At 66.0% G+C, this 15,813-nt stretch carries 15 protein-coding genes and 1 pseudogene; 8 read left to right on the top strand and 8 right to left on the bottom strand.

The genetic code is table 11. The features are described from left to right. Positions 1–206: 206 nt before the first annotated feature. Positions 207–1,058: a carbohydrate ABC transporter permease gene (locus ABUE31_RS00990; protein WP_367722492.1), complete on the top strand. Its 852-nt coding sequence runs from the start codon at positions 207–209 to the stop codon at positions 1,056–1,058. Position 1,059: 1 nt separating this feature from the next. Beyond that, positions 1,060–1,965 carry a carbohydrate ABC transporter permease gene (locus tag ABUE31_RS00985; protein WP_367721606.1) on the top strand — a complete coding sequence of 302 codons (906 nt, stop codon included), beginning with the start codon at positions 1,060–1,062 and terminating at the stop codon, positions 1,963–1,965. 14 nt (positions 1,966–1,979) lie between these two features. On the opposite strand, the gene ABUE31_RS00980 is transcribed toward ABUE31_RS00985, so the two are convergent. The 6 genes and pseudogenes from ABUE31_RS00980 to ABUE31_RS00955 all read right to left on the bottom strand — a co-directional run bounded on the left by ABUE31_RS00980 (position 1,980) and on the right by ABUE31_RS00955 (position 4,369). Further along, entirely contained in the window at positions 1,980–2,384 is a 405-nt protein-coding gene (locus tag ABUE31_RS00980) for a DUF1801 domain-containing protein (protein WP_367721605.1), read from the bottom strand. A gap of 20 nt (positions 2,385–2,404) precedes the next feature. Continuing rightward, positions 2,405–2,791 carry a VOC family protein gene (locus ABUE31_RS00975; RefSeq protein WP_367721604.1) on the bottom strand — a complete coding sequence of 129 codons (387 nt, stop codon included), beginning with the start codon at positions 2,789–2,791 and terminating at the stop codon, positions 2,405–2,407. Positions 2,792–2,865: 74 nt separating this feature from the next. Next, positions 2,866–3,087 (bottom strand): annotated as a pseudogene (locus ABUE31_RS00970) (DUF1801 domain-containing protein); the annotation flags it as partial. 83 nt (positions 3,088–3,170) lie between these two features. Further along, a complete protein-coding gene (locus ABUE31_RS00965) occupies positions 3,171–3,536 on the bottom strand; it encodes a DoxX family protein (protein ID WP_367721603.1) in 366 nt (121 codons plus the stop codon). A 108-nt stretch (positions 3,537–3,644) separates the two neighbouring features. Next, the gene (locus tag ABUE31_RS00960) at positions 3,645–4,049 is read right to left on the bottom strand and encodes an SRPBCC family protein (RefSeq protein WP_367721602.1); all 405 of its coding nucleotides are present in this window, start codon (positions 4,047–4,049) and stop codon (positions 3,645–3,647) included. Then, positions 4,046–4,369: an ArsR/SmtB family transcription factor gene (locus tag ABUE31_RS00955; RefSeq protein WP_367721601.1), complete on the bottom strand. Its 324-nt coding sequence runs from the start codon at positions 4,367–4,369 to the stop codon at positions 4,046–4,048. Before ABUE31_RS00955 ends, ABUE31_RS00960 begins: the two co-directional genes overlap by 4 nt. Before the next feature lie 269 nt (positions 4,370–4,638). On the opposite strand from ABUE31_RS00955, the gene ABUE31_RS00950 reads away from it, so the two are divergent. Continuing rightward, positions 4,639–5,697: a succinylglutamate desuccinylase/aspartoacylase family protein gene (locus tag ABUE31_RS00950; protein ID WP_367721600.1), complete on the top strand. Its 1,059-nt coding sequence runs from the start codon at positions 4,639–4,641 to the stop codon at positions 5,695–5,697. 54 nt (positions 5,698–5,751) lie between these two features. Here the strand turns inward: ABUE31_RS00950 and ABUE31_RS00945 are convergent, their stop codons facing one another. Further along, the gene (locus ABUE31_RS00945) at positions 5,752–7,467 is read right to left on the bottom strand and encodes a trimethylamine N-oxide permease (RefSeq protein ID WP_367721599.1); all 1,716 of its coding nucleotides are present in this window, start codon (positions 7,465–7,467) and stop codon (positions 5,752–5,754) included. 400 nt (positions 7,468–7,867) lie between these two features. Between ABUE31_RS00945 and ABUE31_RS00940 the strand changes: the two genes are divergently transcribed. The 5 genes from ABUE31_RS00940 (at position 7,868) to ABUE31_RS00920 (ending at position 14,841) form a co-directional block, all read left to right on the top strand. Continuing rightward, positions 7,868–10,057, top strand: a complete 2,190-nt coding sequence (locus ABUE31_RS00940; RefSeq protein WP_367721598.1) for an anthranilate synthase — start codon at positions 7,868–7,870, stop codon at positions 10,055–10,057. A gap of 6 nt (positions 10,058–10,063) precedes the next feature. Next, on the top strand, positions 10,064–10,993 hold the full coding sequence (locus ABUE31_RS00935) for a cation diffusion facilitator family transporter (RefSeq protein ID WP_367721597.1): 930 nt from the start codon (positions 10,064–10,066) through the stop codon (positions 10,991–10,993). 72 nt (positions 10,994–11,065) lie between these two features. After that, positions 11,066–12,151: an AbrB family transcriptional regulator gene (locus tag ABUE31_RS00930; RefSeq protein ID WP_367721596.1), complete on the top strand. Its 1,086-nt coding sequence runs from the start codon at positions 11,066–11,068 to the stop codon at positions 12,149–12,151. A gap of 315 nt (positions 12,152–12,466) precedes the next feature. Next, positions 12,467–14,137 (top strand): 2-isopropylmalate synthase, encoded by a 1,671-nt coding sequence (leuA, locus tag ABUE31_RS00925; RefSeq protein ID WP_437344073.1) that lies wholly within the window; start codon positions 12,467–12,469, stop codon positions 14,135–14,137. Between the two features lie 98 nt (positions 14,138–14,235). Continuing rightward, positions 14,236–14,841, top strand: a complete 606-nt coding sequence (locus ABUE31_RS00920; protein ID WP_367721594.1) for a hypothetical protein — start codon at positions 14,236–14,238, stop codon at positions 14,839–14,841. A gap of 4 nt (positions 14,842–14,845) precedes the next feature. Here the strand turns inward: ABUE31_RS00920 and ABUE31_RS00915 are convergent, their stop codons facing one another. After that, a complete protein-coding gene (locus tag ABUE31_RS00915; RefSeq protein WP_367721593.1) occupies positions 14,846–15,787 on the bottom strand; it encodes a metallophosphoesterase family protein in 942 nt (313 codons plus the stop codon). Positions 15,788–15,813: the final 26 nt, after the last annotated feature.

The following is a 15,813-nucleotide window of genomic DNA, read 5'->3' as shown; positions in this document are numbered from 1 at the left end:
CGGGACGGACGCGGGGTGGCGCGGCGCTTTCCAGGGTGAGCGCCGCGCCACCCCGTCCCGCCAGGCAACGCTGCCGCAAGCCGGGAGCAGGACGTCAATCGAAAACCGAGGAGCCGATGGCCACCTCCGACACCGCAGCCGACCAGCCCGCCGAGCCGCTCGCAAAGCGCCTCGGCGAAAGCCGTGGCTTTCTCTCCTTCGGCTTCATGCTGCCGGCAGCCGCCCTGCTTCTGGTCTTCCTCACCTATCCGCTGGGGCTCGGCGTCTGGCTCGGATTCACCGATGCCAGAATCGGCCGCCCCGGCATCTTCATCGGCCTGGAAAACTACGAATATCTCTGGGACGACAGCGTCTTTTGGCTCTCGGTCTTCAACACGCTGCTCTACACGGTCTCGGCATCGATCCTGAAATTCGTTCTCGGCCTGTGGCTGGCACTGCTGCTCAACGAGAACCTTCCGGTCAAATCCTTCTTCCGCGCGGTCGTGCTCCTGCCCTGGGTGGTGCCGACCGTGCTGTCGGCCATCGCCTTCTGGTGGATCTACGATTCGCAGTTCTCGATCATCTCCTGGGCGCTGATCGAGATGGGCATCATCGACCAGCGCATCAACTTCCTCGGCGACCCCACCAATGCGCGCGCCTCCGTCATCGCCGCCAACGTCTGGCGCGGCATTCCCTTCGTCGCCATCACGCTGCTGGCCGGCCTGCAGACCATCCCGCAGTCGCTCTACGAGGCGGCGACGCTGGACGGCGCCAGCCGCTGGCAGCTGTTCCGCTATGTCACGCTGCCGCTTCTCACCCCGATCATCGCCATCACCATGACGTTCTCGGTGCTGTTCACCTTCACCGACTTCCAGCTCATCTACGTGCTGACGCGCGGCGGCCCGGTCAACGCCACCCACCTGATGGCGACGCTCTCCTTCCAGCGCGGCATATCGGGCGGCCTGCTCGGCGAGGGCGCGGCGATCGCTGTCGCCATGATCCCGTTCCTGCTCGCCGCCATCCTGTTCTCCTATTTCGGGCTGCAGCGCAGGAAATGGCAGCAGGGCGGAGGCGACTGAGATGGCCGTGACCGAAGTCCGCAAGCACGCCGCCGGCCCAAAGGGTGGCGACGAAGGCGGCATGGGCTACCTGGAAAGCCTGCCGCGCCGCATCGTCACCGTCTGGCTGCCGCTGCTCGTCTTCGTCTTCGTGTTGCTGTTCCCGTTCTACTGGATGGCGATCACGGCGGTGAAGCCGAACAACGAGATGACCAACTTCAACGACTTCAGTCCGTTCTGGGTGGTCGAGCCGACGCTGGAGCACATCCGCTACCTGCTGTTCGATACCTCCTATCCCGGCTGGCTGTGGAACACCGTCCTGATCTCGGTTGGCTCGACCTTCCTGTCGCTGCTCGCCGCCGTCCTCGCCGCCTACGCCATCGAGCGGCTGCGCTTCACCGGTTCGCGCCAGGTGGGACTGGCGATCTTCCTCGCCTATCTGGTGCCGCCCTCGATCCTGTTCATCCCGCTCTCGGTGATGGTTTTCAAGCTCGGCCTCTACGACACCCCGTTCGCGCTGATCCTGACCTACCCGACCTTCCTGGTCCCGTTCTGCACCTGGCTCCTGATGGGCTATTTCCGCTCCATCCCCTACGAACTCGAGGAATGCGCGCTGATCGACGGCGCCAGCCGCTGGCAGATCCTCACCAAGATCGTGCTGCCGCTGTCGGTGCCGGGCCTCATCTCCGCCGGCATATTCGCCTTCACGCTCTCCTGGAACGAGTTCATCTACGCGCTGACCTTCATCCAGTCCTCGGAGAACAAGACCGTGCCAGTCGGCGTGCTGACCGAACTCGTCCGCTCCGACGTCTACGAATGGGGCGCGCTGATGGCCGGCGCCCTGATCGGCTCGCTGCCGGTCGTCATCCTCTACTCCTTCTTCGTCGAGCACTATGTCTCGTCGATGACCGGCGCGGTGAAGGAGTAGCGCGGCCGACGCCCCTACTCTCCCAAATTCTTCTTCACCGCCGCCCGCACCAGCGCCGTCAGCGCCGCCGCGTCGATCTCATCCCCCTCGAAAACATCGATCGCGCGCCGCTGCTTCCCGTCGAGGCTTGAATTGAAGAGCCCCTTGGGATCGTCCAGCGCCGCGCCCTTGTCGAAGGTCAGCTTCACCTTGTCCTTGTAGGCCTCGCCGGTGCAGACGATGCCGTGATGCTCCCACACGGGTACGCCCGACGGGTTGGTCGGCTTTTGCCATTTCACCGTCTCGACGATCCCCGGATCGGCCGAGCGGATGATCGCCCGCAACCTGGCCAGCGTCTCGCCGCGCCAGCCGCCGAGGGCTGCAATCTTCGCGTCGATCAGTTGAGCAGGAGAGGGCTCCCCATTGGTGTCCGGCTTCATGACCGCCTTTCCGCATCAGCCTATGGTCGCGCTGCGGGTTGAAACAGCTCGACGACATTGCCGGACGGATCCTCCAGCAGGATCTGCGAGCCTCCCGGGCCGGTTACGATGTCGTTGCGAAATGTCAGGCCGCGGGACCGCAGGCGTTCGACTTCGGCCGCGAGATCGGCCACCACCAGCTCGAACCGGTTCCAGCCCCCCGGTTCCGGACGTCGACCATCCGGCATCGGCCGGCCGGCGGAACTTTTCTCTCCGCTCAGCAGCAGCCTGAGCGCTCCGCGTCTCACGTCGGCAAAAGCAGGCGCAGCATTGGATATCTGCTGGAATCCGAGATGCGTCACATACCAGTCGACCGACGCCTGCACGTCGCGCACCATGTAGCGGACATTGACCTGTTCCTCGGACAAGTGGACCTCCCGTTGTCAGAAGCTCCCCGACTTTAGCCGATCCGACGCAACAACGTTCCCGGACGAACACCCCCTCACATCTTCTCGCCCGGCAGCTTGCTCGCCTGTTTCACCCAATCCGAAAACTGCTTCTCATTCAGTTCATCGGTCTCGTGGATGTGAAAGTACCGGACATGCTTCTGCTTCGAGGCGACCGGCGGCGGCGGCTCCATCTCGGCGCCCCGGAAGAACGCGACCTTGATGTATCTCGCGAACACATGAATGCCGAGGAACCAGTGCCGGCCGTCGAGGCCGTAGAACCGGCTTCGCGTCGGCCAATTGAGGCGGCGTGCGCTTGGTCGTCCTTGAACTTGTCTCGCCGGCCATGTCGGAAATTCCTCTAAAGCGGGTTCAGCACCAATCGCCCATAGGCAATGAACGCGCACAGGGCGGCCACGACAAGCCAGTAGATCAACTGGCCGTGTGCCGGATCACCGGACGCAAGGTGCAGGGCGCAGAACAAAACCATCTCCGCGGCGATCACGAGCGCGGCGATCGGAGCGAGCACGGCGAGCGGCCTGTAGAGCAGCGGGACGACCAGGCCCGCCACGCAGGCGAGTTCGATAATGCTGAGCGCCAGCCAGCCGCCGGCCGGGATCGCGGAGAGCGACGGCAGACTTTGCGCGGGATTGGAAAACTTCCAGATCGCGCCGATGGCGGTGTGCAGGGCGAGAAGGATCTGCAGGATCCAGAGCAGGATGTTCATCGGAAAGACTGCCTTTTGACTTGAGCTTGAATGGCGGGGCCGGGGTCGCCGGTGCGACGCCGCGGTCGAACGGGCGGGGTGTTCTCAAATTTTGTGCGATGGCCGGCGTCAGTCCGTCCGCGCCAGCACCTCTTCCAGCCTGTCCAGGAACCGCGGCCAGCCGACGGTCGCTCCCCGCAAGTAGGCTTGCTGGTCCGCGCGAAAACCTGCCTGCTCCATGCGCAACCGCGTTCCCTTGTCCGTCGGGGTGAGCGTCCAGGTGACGACGCTTTCGAGGTCCTTGGTGTCCCAACTGTAGGTCAGCGTCCTGTTCGGCACGAGCGCCTGCACCTGGCATTCGACGCCGCCCCAGTCGGCGCTCAAGCTGAAGCGATGGTGCACGACCGGCTTGAAATCGTTCTTCATCAGCCACTCCTCGATCAGATGTGGTTGCGTCAGCGCGCGCCAAATCTTTTCCGGCGGATAGGGAATCTCGCGCTCGACGACGACGGAGCGCGTTTCGGTGTCTATCACTGGTCCATCCTTTTCAGCAGGTCTTCCAGATCGTCGAACGTCCTCTCCCAGAAGCTGCCCATCTGTTTCGTCCAGTCGACCAGAGGGGCCAGCGCGCCGGTGCGGGCGCTGTAGTGGGTCTGCCGGCCGGCTTGGCGGTCGCTGACCAGCCCCGCCTGCTTCAGCTGGCCGAGATGCTTCGAGACCGCCGGCTGAGACACCCCGGCCGCTGCCGTCAGCGCGCCGACCGTCTGCTCGCCCTCGCGACAGAGACGCTCGAAGATGGCCCGCCGCGTCGGGTCGGCAAGCGCCCTGAACAGAAGGTCGTGCGCGTCGGACATCGATAACCCGTTGGCTATTGATCTGACGTATAACCATCGAGCTATGCGTTGGTCAAGCCTAGGAACGCCGCCTTGGGCGTTGACGGGGCTTGCCGAGAGGTCGCTGGCCGCAAAGCGCGCCGGGCATCGCGCCCAATGGCGCGTACCCCCCCGGAGGCCAGCGAGCGACCAGAGCGCCCGGCCGTGAGCGAAACAGAGTGGACGCAGGCGCCCCCATTGCACCCGCCCACGGCAACGGGCATGGTCCACGACCGCACAGGAGGCCCTCAATGAAGACGACAATCGAAAAATTTGCCGGCGACACCGAGGGCGTGTCCTACGAACTCACCGTGTTCCGCTTCAAGGGAACGTCAAAGACCGCGCCCTCGGCCTACATCCAGGCGGCGCTGCATGCCGGCGAACTGCCGGGCGTCGTCGCCATCCACGCGCTGATGCCGAAGCTGCGCGCGGCGGAAGCCGAGGGACGCATCCTCGGCGACATCACCATAGTTCCGGCCGCCAACCCGGTCGGCCGCGCGCAATATGTCTTCGGCGAACTGGAGGGCCGCTTCCACCTCGGCACCCGCACCAACTTCAACCGCGATTTTCCCCTGCTCGACCGGCCTGACAAGGCCGCCCTGCCCCCGCCGCCGCGCAACGCCACCGTCGACGTGCACCTGAAGCGGCTGCTGGTCGGGCTTTCGGTCGGTCACGACATCGTTCTCGACCTGCATTGCGACGACGAGGGCGTGCCCTACCTCTACGTTCCGGCCCAGCTCTGGCCGGCAATGCAGGATTGTGCAGCCGCAATGGGCGTCGAGGCCGTCATCCTGTGGGACGGCGAGTCCGGCGCCGCCTTCGAGGAAGCAGCGATCCATCCCTGGCTGCAGCTTCCAGCCGAAAAGGCCCCTCTCGAGGGCCGCGTCGTCACCACCGTCGAGTTTCGCGGTCTGGCGGACGTCTACGACCGGTATGCACGGACCGACGCCGAGGGCATCTACCGGCTGCTCGCCACCCGGGGCGTGATCGGCGACGCCAAGGCCGCCCGCCCCCGAAAGTTCTCGGGCGTCGCGGCGCCCATCGACCGCGTCGAACTGATCTCCATGCCGCGCGCCGGCGCCATCCTCTTTCACGTCGAGCCGGGCCGGAGCGTCCGCAAGGGGGCCAGGCTGGCGACCATCGTCCACACGCCCGGCGAACCGGACGGGTCGATCGACATCCTTGCGCCGCAGGCCGGCTACGTGTTGACGCGCGTGTCGAAACGCTCGGGCCGCGCCGGTGACGACATCATCAAGCTGATCGGCGAGGCACGCAGCGCCCGCCCGAAGGCCGGCGCGCTGGAGGACTGAACGTGAAGAGCCCGGACCAGCCGGGCTCTCGCGCAATCTCCGCAATCGTCGTCGTCAGATGACGAAGATCCAGTTCGCGACCAGCACCACGACGACGCCGGCGACGAGCGTCAGGTAGGGCAGCATGCCGGCCTTGCGCACCGCCAGGTCGGTTTCCTTGAGGCCGAGATCGTCGAGCATGTGCGGCGGGAACTTGCCGCCGTCCTGCACGTAGTGGCGGTAGCAGAACACCGGGATGATCAGCGCCGCTGCGATGACGCCGGCCCACAGCGCCCACGGATTCCAGACCTTGGCGCCGGCGCCCATGAACATCGCGTTGACGAAGGACAGGATGCAGCCCGCCGCGATGAAGATCGTCGGCGCCTTCCACGGCCGCGGGATGTGGCCGTTGTCGATGCGATGGATCCAGCCCGCGTTGAGGTTCAGGAAGTTGAAGATGATGTAGCCGCAGTTCGAGACGGCGAGGATGAAGAAGTAGCTCGTCGCGTCGGCCGCGGCGATCGCCAACAGGCCGAGGTTGAAGACGAGGTCCGTCCACATCGCCGCCGTCGGCGCCCCGTGCGGGTTCACGTGGCTGAGGTATTTCGGCAGCCAGCCGTCCACCGAACCCTGGTAGAGCGTACGCGAGGAGCCGGCCATCGCCGTCATGATCGCCAGCATCAGCGCCAGGATCATCAGCATGATCATGATCGAGGTGACGATGCCCGCACCGCCGACCATCTCGGCCATCGCATGGCCGACGCCGGAGCCGTCGACGATCGGCCCGGCCAGCATGCCCTCGAGGCCGAGCACGCCCTGGAAGGTGAACGGAACGATGCTGTAGAGGACGAGGCAGAGCAGGCCGGAATAGAGGATCGCCCTCACCGTGTCGCGTGCCGGGTTCTTGAACTCGCTGGTAAAGCAGATCGAGGTCTCGAACGCATAGGCCGACCATGCCGCAATGAACATGCCGCCGAACACCAGCGTCCAGCCGGCGATGTTCCATTCGCCGGGTTCGGGCGCATAGGCCTCGGCCAGCGGCACGAAGGGCGAATAGTTGTCCCAGTTGATCTGGCCGGTGAGGATCGGCACGATGCCGACGATCAGCATCGGGATGATGACCACAAGGCCGATGAACTTCTGCACGTTGGCGGTGCCCAGAATGCCGCGGTGCTGGATCGAGAAGACGATCAGCATCAGGATCACGCCGATCCAGAAGACGGCGTTCAGCGAGAAGCTGACTGGACCGAGCGAACCGCTGTAGAGCGTCCAGTCGCGGATCGCCGGAGTGCCGGCGGCCGTCAGCGACGCGACCGCGTCGGCAGCGGCCTTGCCGGCATTGGCCGGATCGGCGAGCCACGCCGCGACCTCGGGCGAGGCTTCGCTGAAGCCCGGTATCGGAGCAAGCGCGCTCAGGATGTAGGCCGCCGCGATCGAGCAGCCGAGCGACAGCACCGGCGTCCAGGCGAGCCAGTTGCACCAGACTGACAGCGGCGCGATGAACTTCGAGTAGCGCAGCCATGCCGTCGCCCCATAGACCGACGCGCCGCCTGATTTCGACGGGAAGAGGCCGGCGATCTCGGCATAGGTGAAGGACTGGATCAGGCCGAGGACCACCGAGGCGATCCAGATGGCGAAGGCAAGGTTGCCGGTGGTGCCGGCAATGCCGCCGATCGAGAACAGGACCAGCGCTGGCACGCCGCTGGCGACCCAGAAGGCGCCCCGCCAATCGATGGTCCTGTGCAACTGGCCGCCCCGAAGGGCGCCGCCGTCCGTCGCGATAGATGTCATGCTGAAGTCCCCTCCTCAAGAGCGCCTTGTTGCGGCGCCGGTCCCGTGTCTCGCTCCCCGGAGCGGAAACCGTCCCGCCTCCTCTCTGGGGACAGAGCTTTCCGCTCAGTTTGTTTTTTTTCTTCTCAGTGAAGATTGACACAGCCAGCGCCCGCGTCAAGTGGCCGCACCCCGTCGTCAACCGTTCGATGCCGCCGGCGCGAATCCGGTTGCGTGGCCGGCGGTTCGCCGCTAAGGAAAATTCATGTCGAAGCTTTCGAACGCGATGCTCTGGTGGTGGGCCTGCTGACAGCGGCCTGACTGCGCGTGCGCGCGAGAGATTATGTGGCCGCAACGGAATTCCGGGCGGCCATTTGTTTTTCAGGTGCTTTCCGGGTCCCAGGGCAGAACGGAGACGGGGATGACGATCGAAGTGCTTGAAGACGGGGTGGAACGTTTCGTCACCGGAGGCGGCGTCACGATCACCCGCGACCGCCACGACACGCCCTATGCCGGCGCCATCGACGCCTATATCGAGGGACTCAACAGCCGGCGCGGCGCGGTATTCTCCTCGAACTACGAGTATCCCGGCCGCTACACCCGCTGGGACACCGCCATCATCGATCCGCCACTGGTCATCTCCGCGCGTGGCCGGGCGATGCGCATCGAGGCGCTGAACGCCCGCGGCGAGGCTCTGCTGCCGATCATCGGCAAGGCTCTCTCGGCGCTGAAGGAAGCGACGCTTACCCAGACAACCAGACAGCGGCTGGCGCTGACGGTGGCCGAGCCCGATCGCATCGTGACCGAGGAGGAACGCAGCCGCGTTCCCTCGGTATTCACCGTGCTGCGGGCGATCACTGCTCTTTTCCACACCGACCAGGACGCCAATCTCGGCCTCTACGGGGCTTTCGGCTACGACCTCGCCTTCCAGTTCGACCCGGTCGACTACGCGCTGAAGCGCGCCGACAGCCAGCGCGACCTGGTGCTCTACATGCCTGACGAGATCCTTGTGGTGGACCACCACCAGGCCAAGGCCTGGCACGACCGCTACGACTATTCCGGCAACGGATTCTCGACCGCGGGCCTGCCGCGCGACGGCGAACGAAAGCCCTTCGCGCCGTCCGACCGCATTCCGCCGCGGGGCGACCATGAACCCGGCGAATACGCAAAGCTGGTCACCCGGGCGATGGAGAGCTTCCGGCGCGGCGACCTGTTCGAGGTGGTGCCCGGACAGATGTTCTACGAGCGCTGCGAGAACGCGCCGGCGGACATCTCGCGCAAGCTCAAGCAGATAAACCCCTCGCCCTATTCCTTCTTCATCAACCTCGGCGAGGGCGAGTACCTGATCGGCGCGTCGCCGGAGATGTTCGTGCGCGTCAACGGCCGCCGAGTCGAGACCTGCCCGATCTCGGGCACGATCAAGCGCGGCGACGACGCGATCTCCGACTCGGAGCAGATCATCAAGCTGCTGAACTCCAAGAAGGACGAGTCCGAACTCACCATGTGCTCGGACGTCGACCGCAACGACAAGTCCAGAGTCTGCGAGCCCGGCTCGGTGCGTGTCATCGGCCGGCGCCAGATCGAGATGTATTCGCGCCTCATCCACACGGTCGACCATATCGAGGGGCGCCTGCGCGACGGCATGGACGCCTTCGACGCCTTCCTGAGCCATGCCTGGGCGGTGACCGTCACCGGCGCGCCCAAACTGTGGGCCATGCGCTTCATCGAGCAGAACGAGAAAAGCCCGCGCGCCTGGTATGGCGGGGCGATCGGCATGGTGCACTTCAACGGCGACCTGAACACCGGCTTGACGCTCCGCACCATCCGCGTAAAGGACGGCATCGCGGAAGTGCGCGCCGGCGCGACGCTGCTGTTCGACAGCGTGCCCGAGGAAGAGGAAGCCGAAACCGAACTGAAGGCGTCTGCCATGCTCTCCGCCATCCGTGACGCAAGGACCGGCAATGCCGCAGCCTCCGAACGCCAGACCGCGAAGGTCGGCGACGGCGTGAACATCCTGCTCGTCGACCACGAGGACAGTTTCGTCCACACGCTGGCCAACTATTTCCGCCAGACCGGCGCCAGCGTTTCCACCGTGCGTTCGCCGGTCCCCGAGGAGATCTTCGACCGGCTCAAGCCCGATCTTGTCGTGCTGTCGCCCGGCCCTGGCCTGCCCAAGGACTTCGACTGCGCCGCGACGATCAAGAAGGCGCGCGACCGCGACCTGCCCATCTTCGGCGTATGCCTGGGCCTGCAGGCGCTCGCCGAGGCCTATGGCGGCGAGTTGCGGCAACTGCACGTGCCGATGCACGGCAAACCCTCGCGCATCCGGGTGTCGAAGCCCGGCGTGATCTTTTCGGGCTTGCCCAAGGAGGTGACCGTCGGCCGCTACCACTCGATCTTCGCCGACCCGGTCCGGCTGCCCGCAGACTTCATCGTCACGGCCGAGACGGAGGACGGCGTCATCATGGCCTTCGAGCACCGCAAGGAACCGGTCGCCGCGGTCCAGTTCCACCCTGAATCGATCATGACGCTCGGACAGAACGCCGGCATGCGCATGATCGAGAATGTCGTTGCGCATCTGCCGCGCAAGGCAAAGGACAAGGCGGCCTAGCGTACGATGACTTCCGCGTCGCCATCCAGCGCCACCAAGCGAAAGGTGGCGCGCCTTGCCGCATGGTCGATCGCCGTGGCGTTTGCCGTGCTGGGCCTCAAGCTGTTCGCCTGGTGGATCACCGGGTCCGTCGCGCTCTATTCGGACGCCCTTGAATCGATCGTCAACGTGGCGACGGCGATCGCCGCCCTGTGGGCGATCAAGATCAGCCACATGCCGGCCGACCGCGACCACCAGCACGGCCACCACAAGGCGGAATACTTCGCGGCGGTCCTCGAAGGCGTGATGATCATCGTCGCGGCGCTGCTCATCATGTCGCAGGTGCTGGAAGCCTTCGGCAATCCGCGCACGATGGAGCGCCCCTGGGAAGGGCTTGTCGTCAACGGACTGGCCGCAGGCCTCAACGCGATCTGGGCGTTCGTGCTGATCCGCCAGGGCCGCAGCGCAAAGTCGCCGGCGCTGGAGGCTGACGGGCACCATCTGATGACCGACGTGCTGACCTCGGTTGGCGTCATAGGTGGCCTGGTGCTGTCCGTGCTGACTGGCTGGACCCTGCTCGACCCGCTGCTTGCCGGCCTCGTGGCGATCAACATCCTCGTCCAGGGCTGGAAGATCATGGGCGAGTCGCTGAACGGCCTGATGGACAAGGCGGTGAGCACCGAAGAGCACATCCGCATCCGCGACATCATTTCCGCCCATTCGAAGGGCGCGATCGAGGTGCACGACCTGAAGACGCGCATTGCCGGCCGCGCAACGTTCATCGAGTTCCATCTGATCGTCGACGGCGACATGGCCGTGCGCGAGAGCCACGTGATCTGCGACCGCATCGAGGAGGCGCTGCGCGCCGAAATCCCGAGCGTGCGCATCACCATCCACGTCGAGCCCGACGACGAAGCCAAGCTGCCGCCGGGCACGAGCGCGGTGCCGTTTGCCTGAGCCGATGCCAGCCTGCACGAGCGACACGTCGGCTGGGGCACGGCGGCGCCAGCGGGCGCGCTGGGCCTAGCCGTGGATCCGGCGCCCTCGGACCCAGCGCCGCGCCTGTCGACCTGGCGTCCCGCCGGGCAATGGGCGGTGCTGCTCGCGGCGTCGCTCCTTTTCACCGCCGCCCTTGAAGCCGCGCGCCTGCCGGCCGCCCTGCTGATCGGTCCGATGCTGGCGGCGATCGTCGCCGGCGCCAACGGCGCGACGATCCGCGTCCCCGCGCCCGGTTTCGCCGGCGGCCAGGCCGTCGTCGGCTGCCTTGTCGCGGCTTCCATCTCGCCGGCGATCTTTGCCGCTTTCCTGGACGACTGGCCGCTCTTCACGGCAGTCGTGGTGGCGACGCTCGCCGCATCGAGCTTCCTCGGCTGGTTCGTCAGCCGCCTCAGGGTTCTGCCGGGAGCGACCGCCGTCTGGGGATCCGCGCCAGGCGGCGCCACCGCGATGGTGCTGATGGCCGGCGCTTTCGGGGCCGACGTGCGCCTCGTCGCCTTCATGCAGTATCTGCGGGTCATCATGGTCTCGATCGCCGCCGCGCTCGTCGCGCGGCTGTGGGTCGGCACCTCGGGCGTCGAACCCCAGCCGCATGTCTGGTTTCCGGCCCTGGATGCGACCGCCTTCGGTGCCACATTGGCGATGGCGGTCGCCGGCGGATTTCTCGGTCGGCTCGCCCGGCTCCCTTCCCCCTATTTCCTCGGGGCGACCATCCTTGCGGCCACGCTGCACCTTGGCCTCGACGTTCCGATGCAGCTTCCAGAATGGCTGCTCGCCGTCGCCTATGTGCTTATCGGCTGGTCGATCGGCCTCAATTTCACGATCGGCATCCTGCGCCACGCGCTGCGCGCGCTGCCGCAGATCATCGCCTCGATCATCGCCCTGATGGCGTTCTGCGCGGGGCTTGCGTGGTTCATCAGCCACGAGCTCGGGATTGACCCGCTTACCGCCTATCTGGCGACCAGCCCGGGCGGTCTCGATTCCGTCGCCATCATCGCCGCGGCGTCCGAGAACGTCGACATCTCCTTCGTCCTCGCGCTGCAGAGCGCGCGCCTGCTCATCGTCCTGGCGTTCGGTCCTTCGCTGGCGCGCCTGGTGTCGCGCTGGGTGCATCCCTGATCCGCCTTGCCTCCTGGCCGCCTCTCCTGTATGAGACCGCCATGTCCACGCGCCAGGCCATAGCCAAGTCCAGCCAGCCCGCTTTCGCGGCTGAGACTTTGCGCGCGCTGTCCTCGACGCTTCTGCTCCTCGGTCTTATCGGCGATCGCCGGGTCCGTTGAGGAGCGCCCGGCGGTCGATCAAGCCGCGTTGCGCCGCCAGCTCCTTTCAGTTCCGTTTCAGCATGAAGACTAGTTAGGCGTGGTCTGCCGTGGAGGCAGCCGCCGGGAGCAGATCAAGATGGACGCAAAGATCGAGAATTCAGCGCGCAAGGGCATGCCCGACGCCGCGCGCAAGTACCAACCCTACCCGATGGTCGGCCTGAGCGACCGGACCTGGCCTTCGAAACGCATCGAGAAGGCGCCGGTCTGGTGCTCGGTCGACCTGCGCGACGGCAACCAGTCGCTGGTCGACCCGATGGGCCACGACCGCAAGGCACGCATGTTCCAGCTGTTGCTCGACATGGGCTTCAAGGAAATCGAGGTCGGCTTTCCGTCGGCCTCGCAGACCGACTTCGATTTCGCCCGCTGGGCCATCGAGGAAGGCAACGTCGCCGAGGATGTGTCGCTGCAGGTACTGGTGCAGTGCCGCCCCGAGTTGATCACGCGCACCTTCGAGGCCCTGCAGGGCGCCCACAGGCCGATCGTGCACTTCTACAACTCGACCAGCGAATTGCAGCGCCGGGTGGTGTTCGCCAAGGACGTAGCCGGCATTAAGCAGATCGCCACCGACGCCGCCAAGATGATCACCGACATGGCCGCCAAGGCAGGCGGCGGCTACCGCTTCCAGTATTCGCCGGAGAGCTTCACCGGCACCGAGCTGGAGGTTGCGCTGGAGATCTGCAACGCGGTCGCCGAGATCGTGAAGCCGACGCCGGACGACAAGCTGATCATCAACCTGCCATCGACGGTCGAGATGGCGACGCCCAACATCTATGCCGACCAGATCGAATGGATGTGCCGCAATCTCGACAACCGCGAGAGCCTGGTCATCTCGCTGCACCCGCACAACGACCGCGGAACCGGGATCGCGGCGACCGAACTCGGCCTGATGGCCGGCGCCGACCGCGTCGAGGGCACGCTGTTCGGCAACGGCGAGCGCACCGGCAATGTCGATGTGGTGACGCTGGCGCTCAACATGTTCACCCAGGGTATCGACCCCGAGCTCGACTGCTCCAACATCGAGCGGATCAAGGAGGTCTACGAATACTCGAACCAGATGGCCATTCCCGAACGCCACCCCTATGTCGGCGAACTGGTCTACACGGCCTTTTCCGGCTCGCACCAGGATGCGATCAACAAGGGCATGAAGGCGATCAAGGTCGCCAACAAGCCGCTGTGGGAGGTGCCCTACCTGCCGATCGACCCGCGCGACGTCGGGCGCAGCTACGAGGCGATCATCCGCATCAACTCGCAGTCCGGCAAGGGCGGCATCGCCTATGTGCTGCAGGCGGACTACGGGCTCAACCTGCCGCGCTCACTGCAGGTCGAGTTCAGCCAGGACATCCAGCAGATCACCGACGCCGAAGGCAGGGAAGTGTCGCCGAAGCGCATCCACGAGCGCTTCCTCGAACGCTACGTCGATCAGCCCGGGGCGCGGCTGAAGTTCGTCGATCACCAGACCTTTCCGGATACGGTGATGAAGGGCCGCCGCGTCGTCGAGGCGACGATCGTCGACAACGGCCGGGAAATGACGATCACCGGTACCGGAAACGGCCCTATCGACGGCTTCGTCGATGCGCTTTCGCGCCATGTCGGCATCGACCTGTCGGTGCTCGACTATTCCGAGCATTCTATCCAGCGCGGCTCGAATGCATCGGCGATCTGCTACATGGAGATCGAGCATCCCGGCGGACGCCTTTTCGGCGCCGGCATCAACACCAACATCGTCGCGGCTTCGCTCGAAGCCGTGGTCTCCGCGGCCAACCGGATCCTGCAGGGACGATGACCTTAGGGCGGCTCAGGCGCGCGCCGCTTGAGCCGCCCGTGGAAAACGGGGTATGTTAGCGGTTTGTTAACCAGGCCCGCCGGGCCGGAGCCGCCAGCATGACCGACAATGCCGAGAGCCAGCAGTGGACCGCCCAGGAGCGCAGGCTCGGCGAAGTCCTGCGCGAGGTGAAGAACGCGGCCGCCGACCGCGAGGACGTGGTCGTCGAACTGCGCGAGGCGAGCCGCACGCGGCTGGAACTGATGGCGGCCGAACTGGCGCCGCTTTTCGAGCAGGTGCCGGCCGACATCGACCTGTTCGACTTCACCATCTCGTCCGGCCTGCAGCCCCGGCTCTGGATCGACGCGGTGAGCCATGTCGCCATGGCCCGCGACCGGCGGACGTACCGCTTCGTCAGGGATACGCGCGCCGGCCGTGTCGTGCTCGCCGAGGATTTGTCGATCAAGCCGGTCGCCGATCAGGTCGCCCGCTACATCGCCGAGCGCATGATCGAACGCGAGCGGCTGATGGACGGCGGCGCCGAGCCGGCCGTGCCGGGCCTGATCCGGCCGGACGCCGAGCCGGAGACGGTCGTCAGGCGCGGCGGATGGCCCGCCTTCCTGTCCGGACTTGGGCTGGTCGCGGCCGGCGCGCTGGTCGGCCTGATCGCCTCGGCGATGGCGCTGTGGGACCGCCTGCTGACGGCCTTCGGCTCCGCCCCGTAACGCCTCAACTGGTGTGGCGCACTGTTTCGAGCGGCGCCGGCCTTCGCATCAGGTCCACCCGTGAAAGTTCGCCGACCGGTATCGTCGGTCCCGACAGCCCGCGGCGGATCAGTTCCAGGCGCCATGCGCCCGGGTCGCCCGAAATTTCGATCAGGTTCCATTGCGCCGCCGGATGCGAGCCGCCGATGCCCTGGCCGCCGGCGGCGACGCCGACAACCGGAACCTGGCTGTGCCGCTTGCCGCGGATCCAGTAGAGCGTCGGGTCATGCGAATGGCCGTGCAGGACGAGTTCGGCGCCGTGCCGCAGGATCGTCTTCTGAAAATTGCCGATGCCGAAGAGCCGCTTGTGCTGCGCCACCGCGCCGCGCACCGGCGGATGGTGGATCATGACCACGCGGAACAGCCCGCGCCTTTCCGCCTCGTCGAGCAGCCGTCCCAGCCGATGCGACTGGTCCTCGCGAAAATAGCCGTTGGCCATGAAGGGCGCGGTAGCCCTCGCCGACGACACCCCGATCAGCGCGACCCGGCCCCTCACCCGCAGATAGGGAAAGGAATGCCGGTCGACCGGCGCATTGAGGCCGTCGCCCGTCATCCAGGGGCCCCAGGCGCGGCAGACCTTGTCGAAGGCGCCCGGCACGTAGGCGTCGTGATTGCCCGGCACCACGGAGACGTTCGCGGGCGCGCCGAGCGTCTCGAGCCAGAGCCTGGCAAGCTCGATTTCCGCGTCGAGGGCAAGGTTCACCAGGTCGCCGGTGACGGTCAGGTGATCGACAAGCGTCGCCTCTATGTCGTCGGTGATGGAGCCGACAACGCCATCATGCATGATATGGCGACGGCTGCGCTGCCAGTTGACATAGCCGACCATGCGCTTGGACGCGAGGTCCCGATAGGTTACGTCGGGCAGTGGACCGAGATGAACATCTGAGAGGTGGGCGAGCCTGAACATCGTGCCTTTGTAGGATAGGCAGCAGG

Origin of the sequence: Mesorhizobium marinum (assembly GCF_040813675.1) — a bacterium.
Lineage (GTDB): Bacteria > Pseudomonadota > Alphaproteobacteria > Rhizobiales > Rhizobiaceae > Mesorhizobium_K > Mesorhizobium_K marinum.
The sequence above is the reverse complement of the archived record's forward strand: the minus strand, read 5'-3'. Positions and strand labels throughout refer to the sequence as shown.

Coding starts and splice junctions, on each gene's coding strand:
- ABUE31_RS00990 (WP_367722492.1), top strand. CDS start 207: ATGCTGCCGGCAGCCGCCCTGCTTCTGGTCTTCCTCACCTATCCGCTG.
- ABUE31_RS00985 (WP_367721606.1), top strand. CDS start 1,060: ATGGCCGTGACCGAAGTCCGCAAGCACGCCGCCGGCCCAAAGGGTGGC.
- ABUE31_RS00980 (WP_367721605.1), bottom strand. CDS start 2,384: ATGAAGCCGGACACCAATGGGGAGCCCTCTCCTGCTCAACTGATCGAC.
- ABUE31_RS00965 (WP_367721603.1), bottom strand. CDS start 3,536: ATGAACATCCTGCTCTGGATCCTGCAGATCCTTCTCGCCCTGCACACC.
- ABUE31_RS00955 (WP_367721601.1), bottom strand. CDS start 4,369: ATGTCCGACGCGCACGACCTTCTGTTCAGGGCGCTTGCCGACCCGACG.
- ABUE31_RS00950 (WP_367721600.1), top strand. CDS start 4,639: ATGAAGACGACAATCGAAAAATTTGCCGGCGACACCGAGGGCGTGTCC.
- ABUE31_RS00945 (WP_367721599.1), bottom strand. CDS start 7,467: ATGACATCTATCGCGACGGACGGCGGCGCCCTTCGGGGCGGCCAGTTG.
- ABUE31_RS00940 (WP_367721598.1), top strand. CDS start 7,868: ATGACGATCGAAGTGCTTGAAGACGGGGTGGAACGTTTCGTCACCGGA.
- ABUE31_RS00935 (WP_367721597.1), top strand. CDS start 10,064: ATGACTTCCGCGTCGCCATCCAGCGCCACCAAGCGAAAGGTGGCGCGC.
- leuA (WP_437344073.1), top strand. CDS start 12,467: ATGCCCGACGCCGCGCGCAAGTACCAACCCTACCCGATGGTCGGCCTG.
- ABUE31_RS00920 (WP_367721594.1), top strand. CDS start 14,236: ATGACCGACAATGCCGAGAGCCAGCAGTGGACCGCCCAGGAGCGCAGG.
- ABUE31_RS00915 (WP_367721593.1), bottom strand. CDS start 15,787: ATGTTCAGGCTCGCCCACCTCTCAGATGTTCATCTCGGTCCACTGCCC.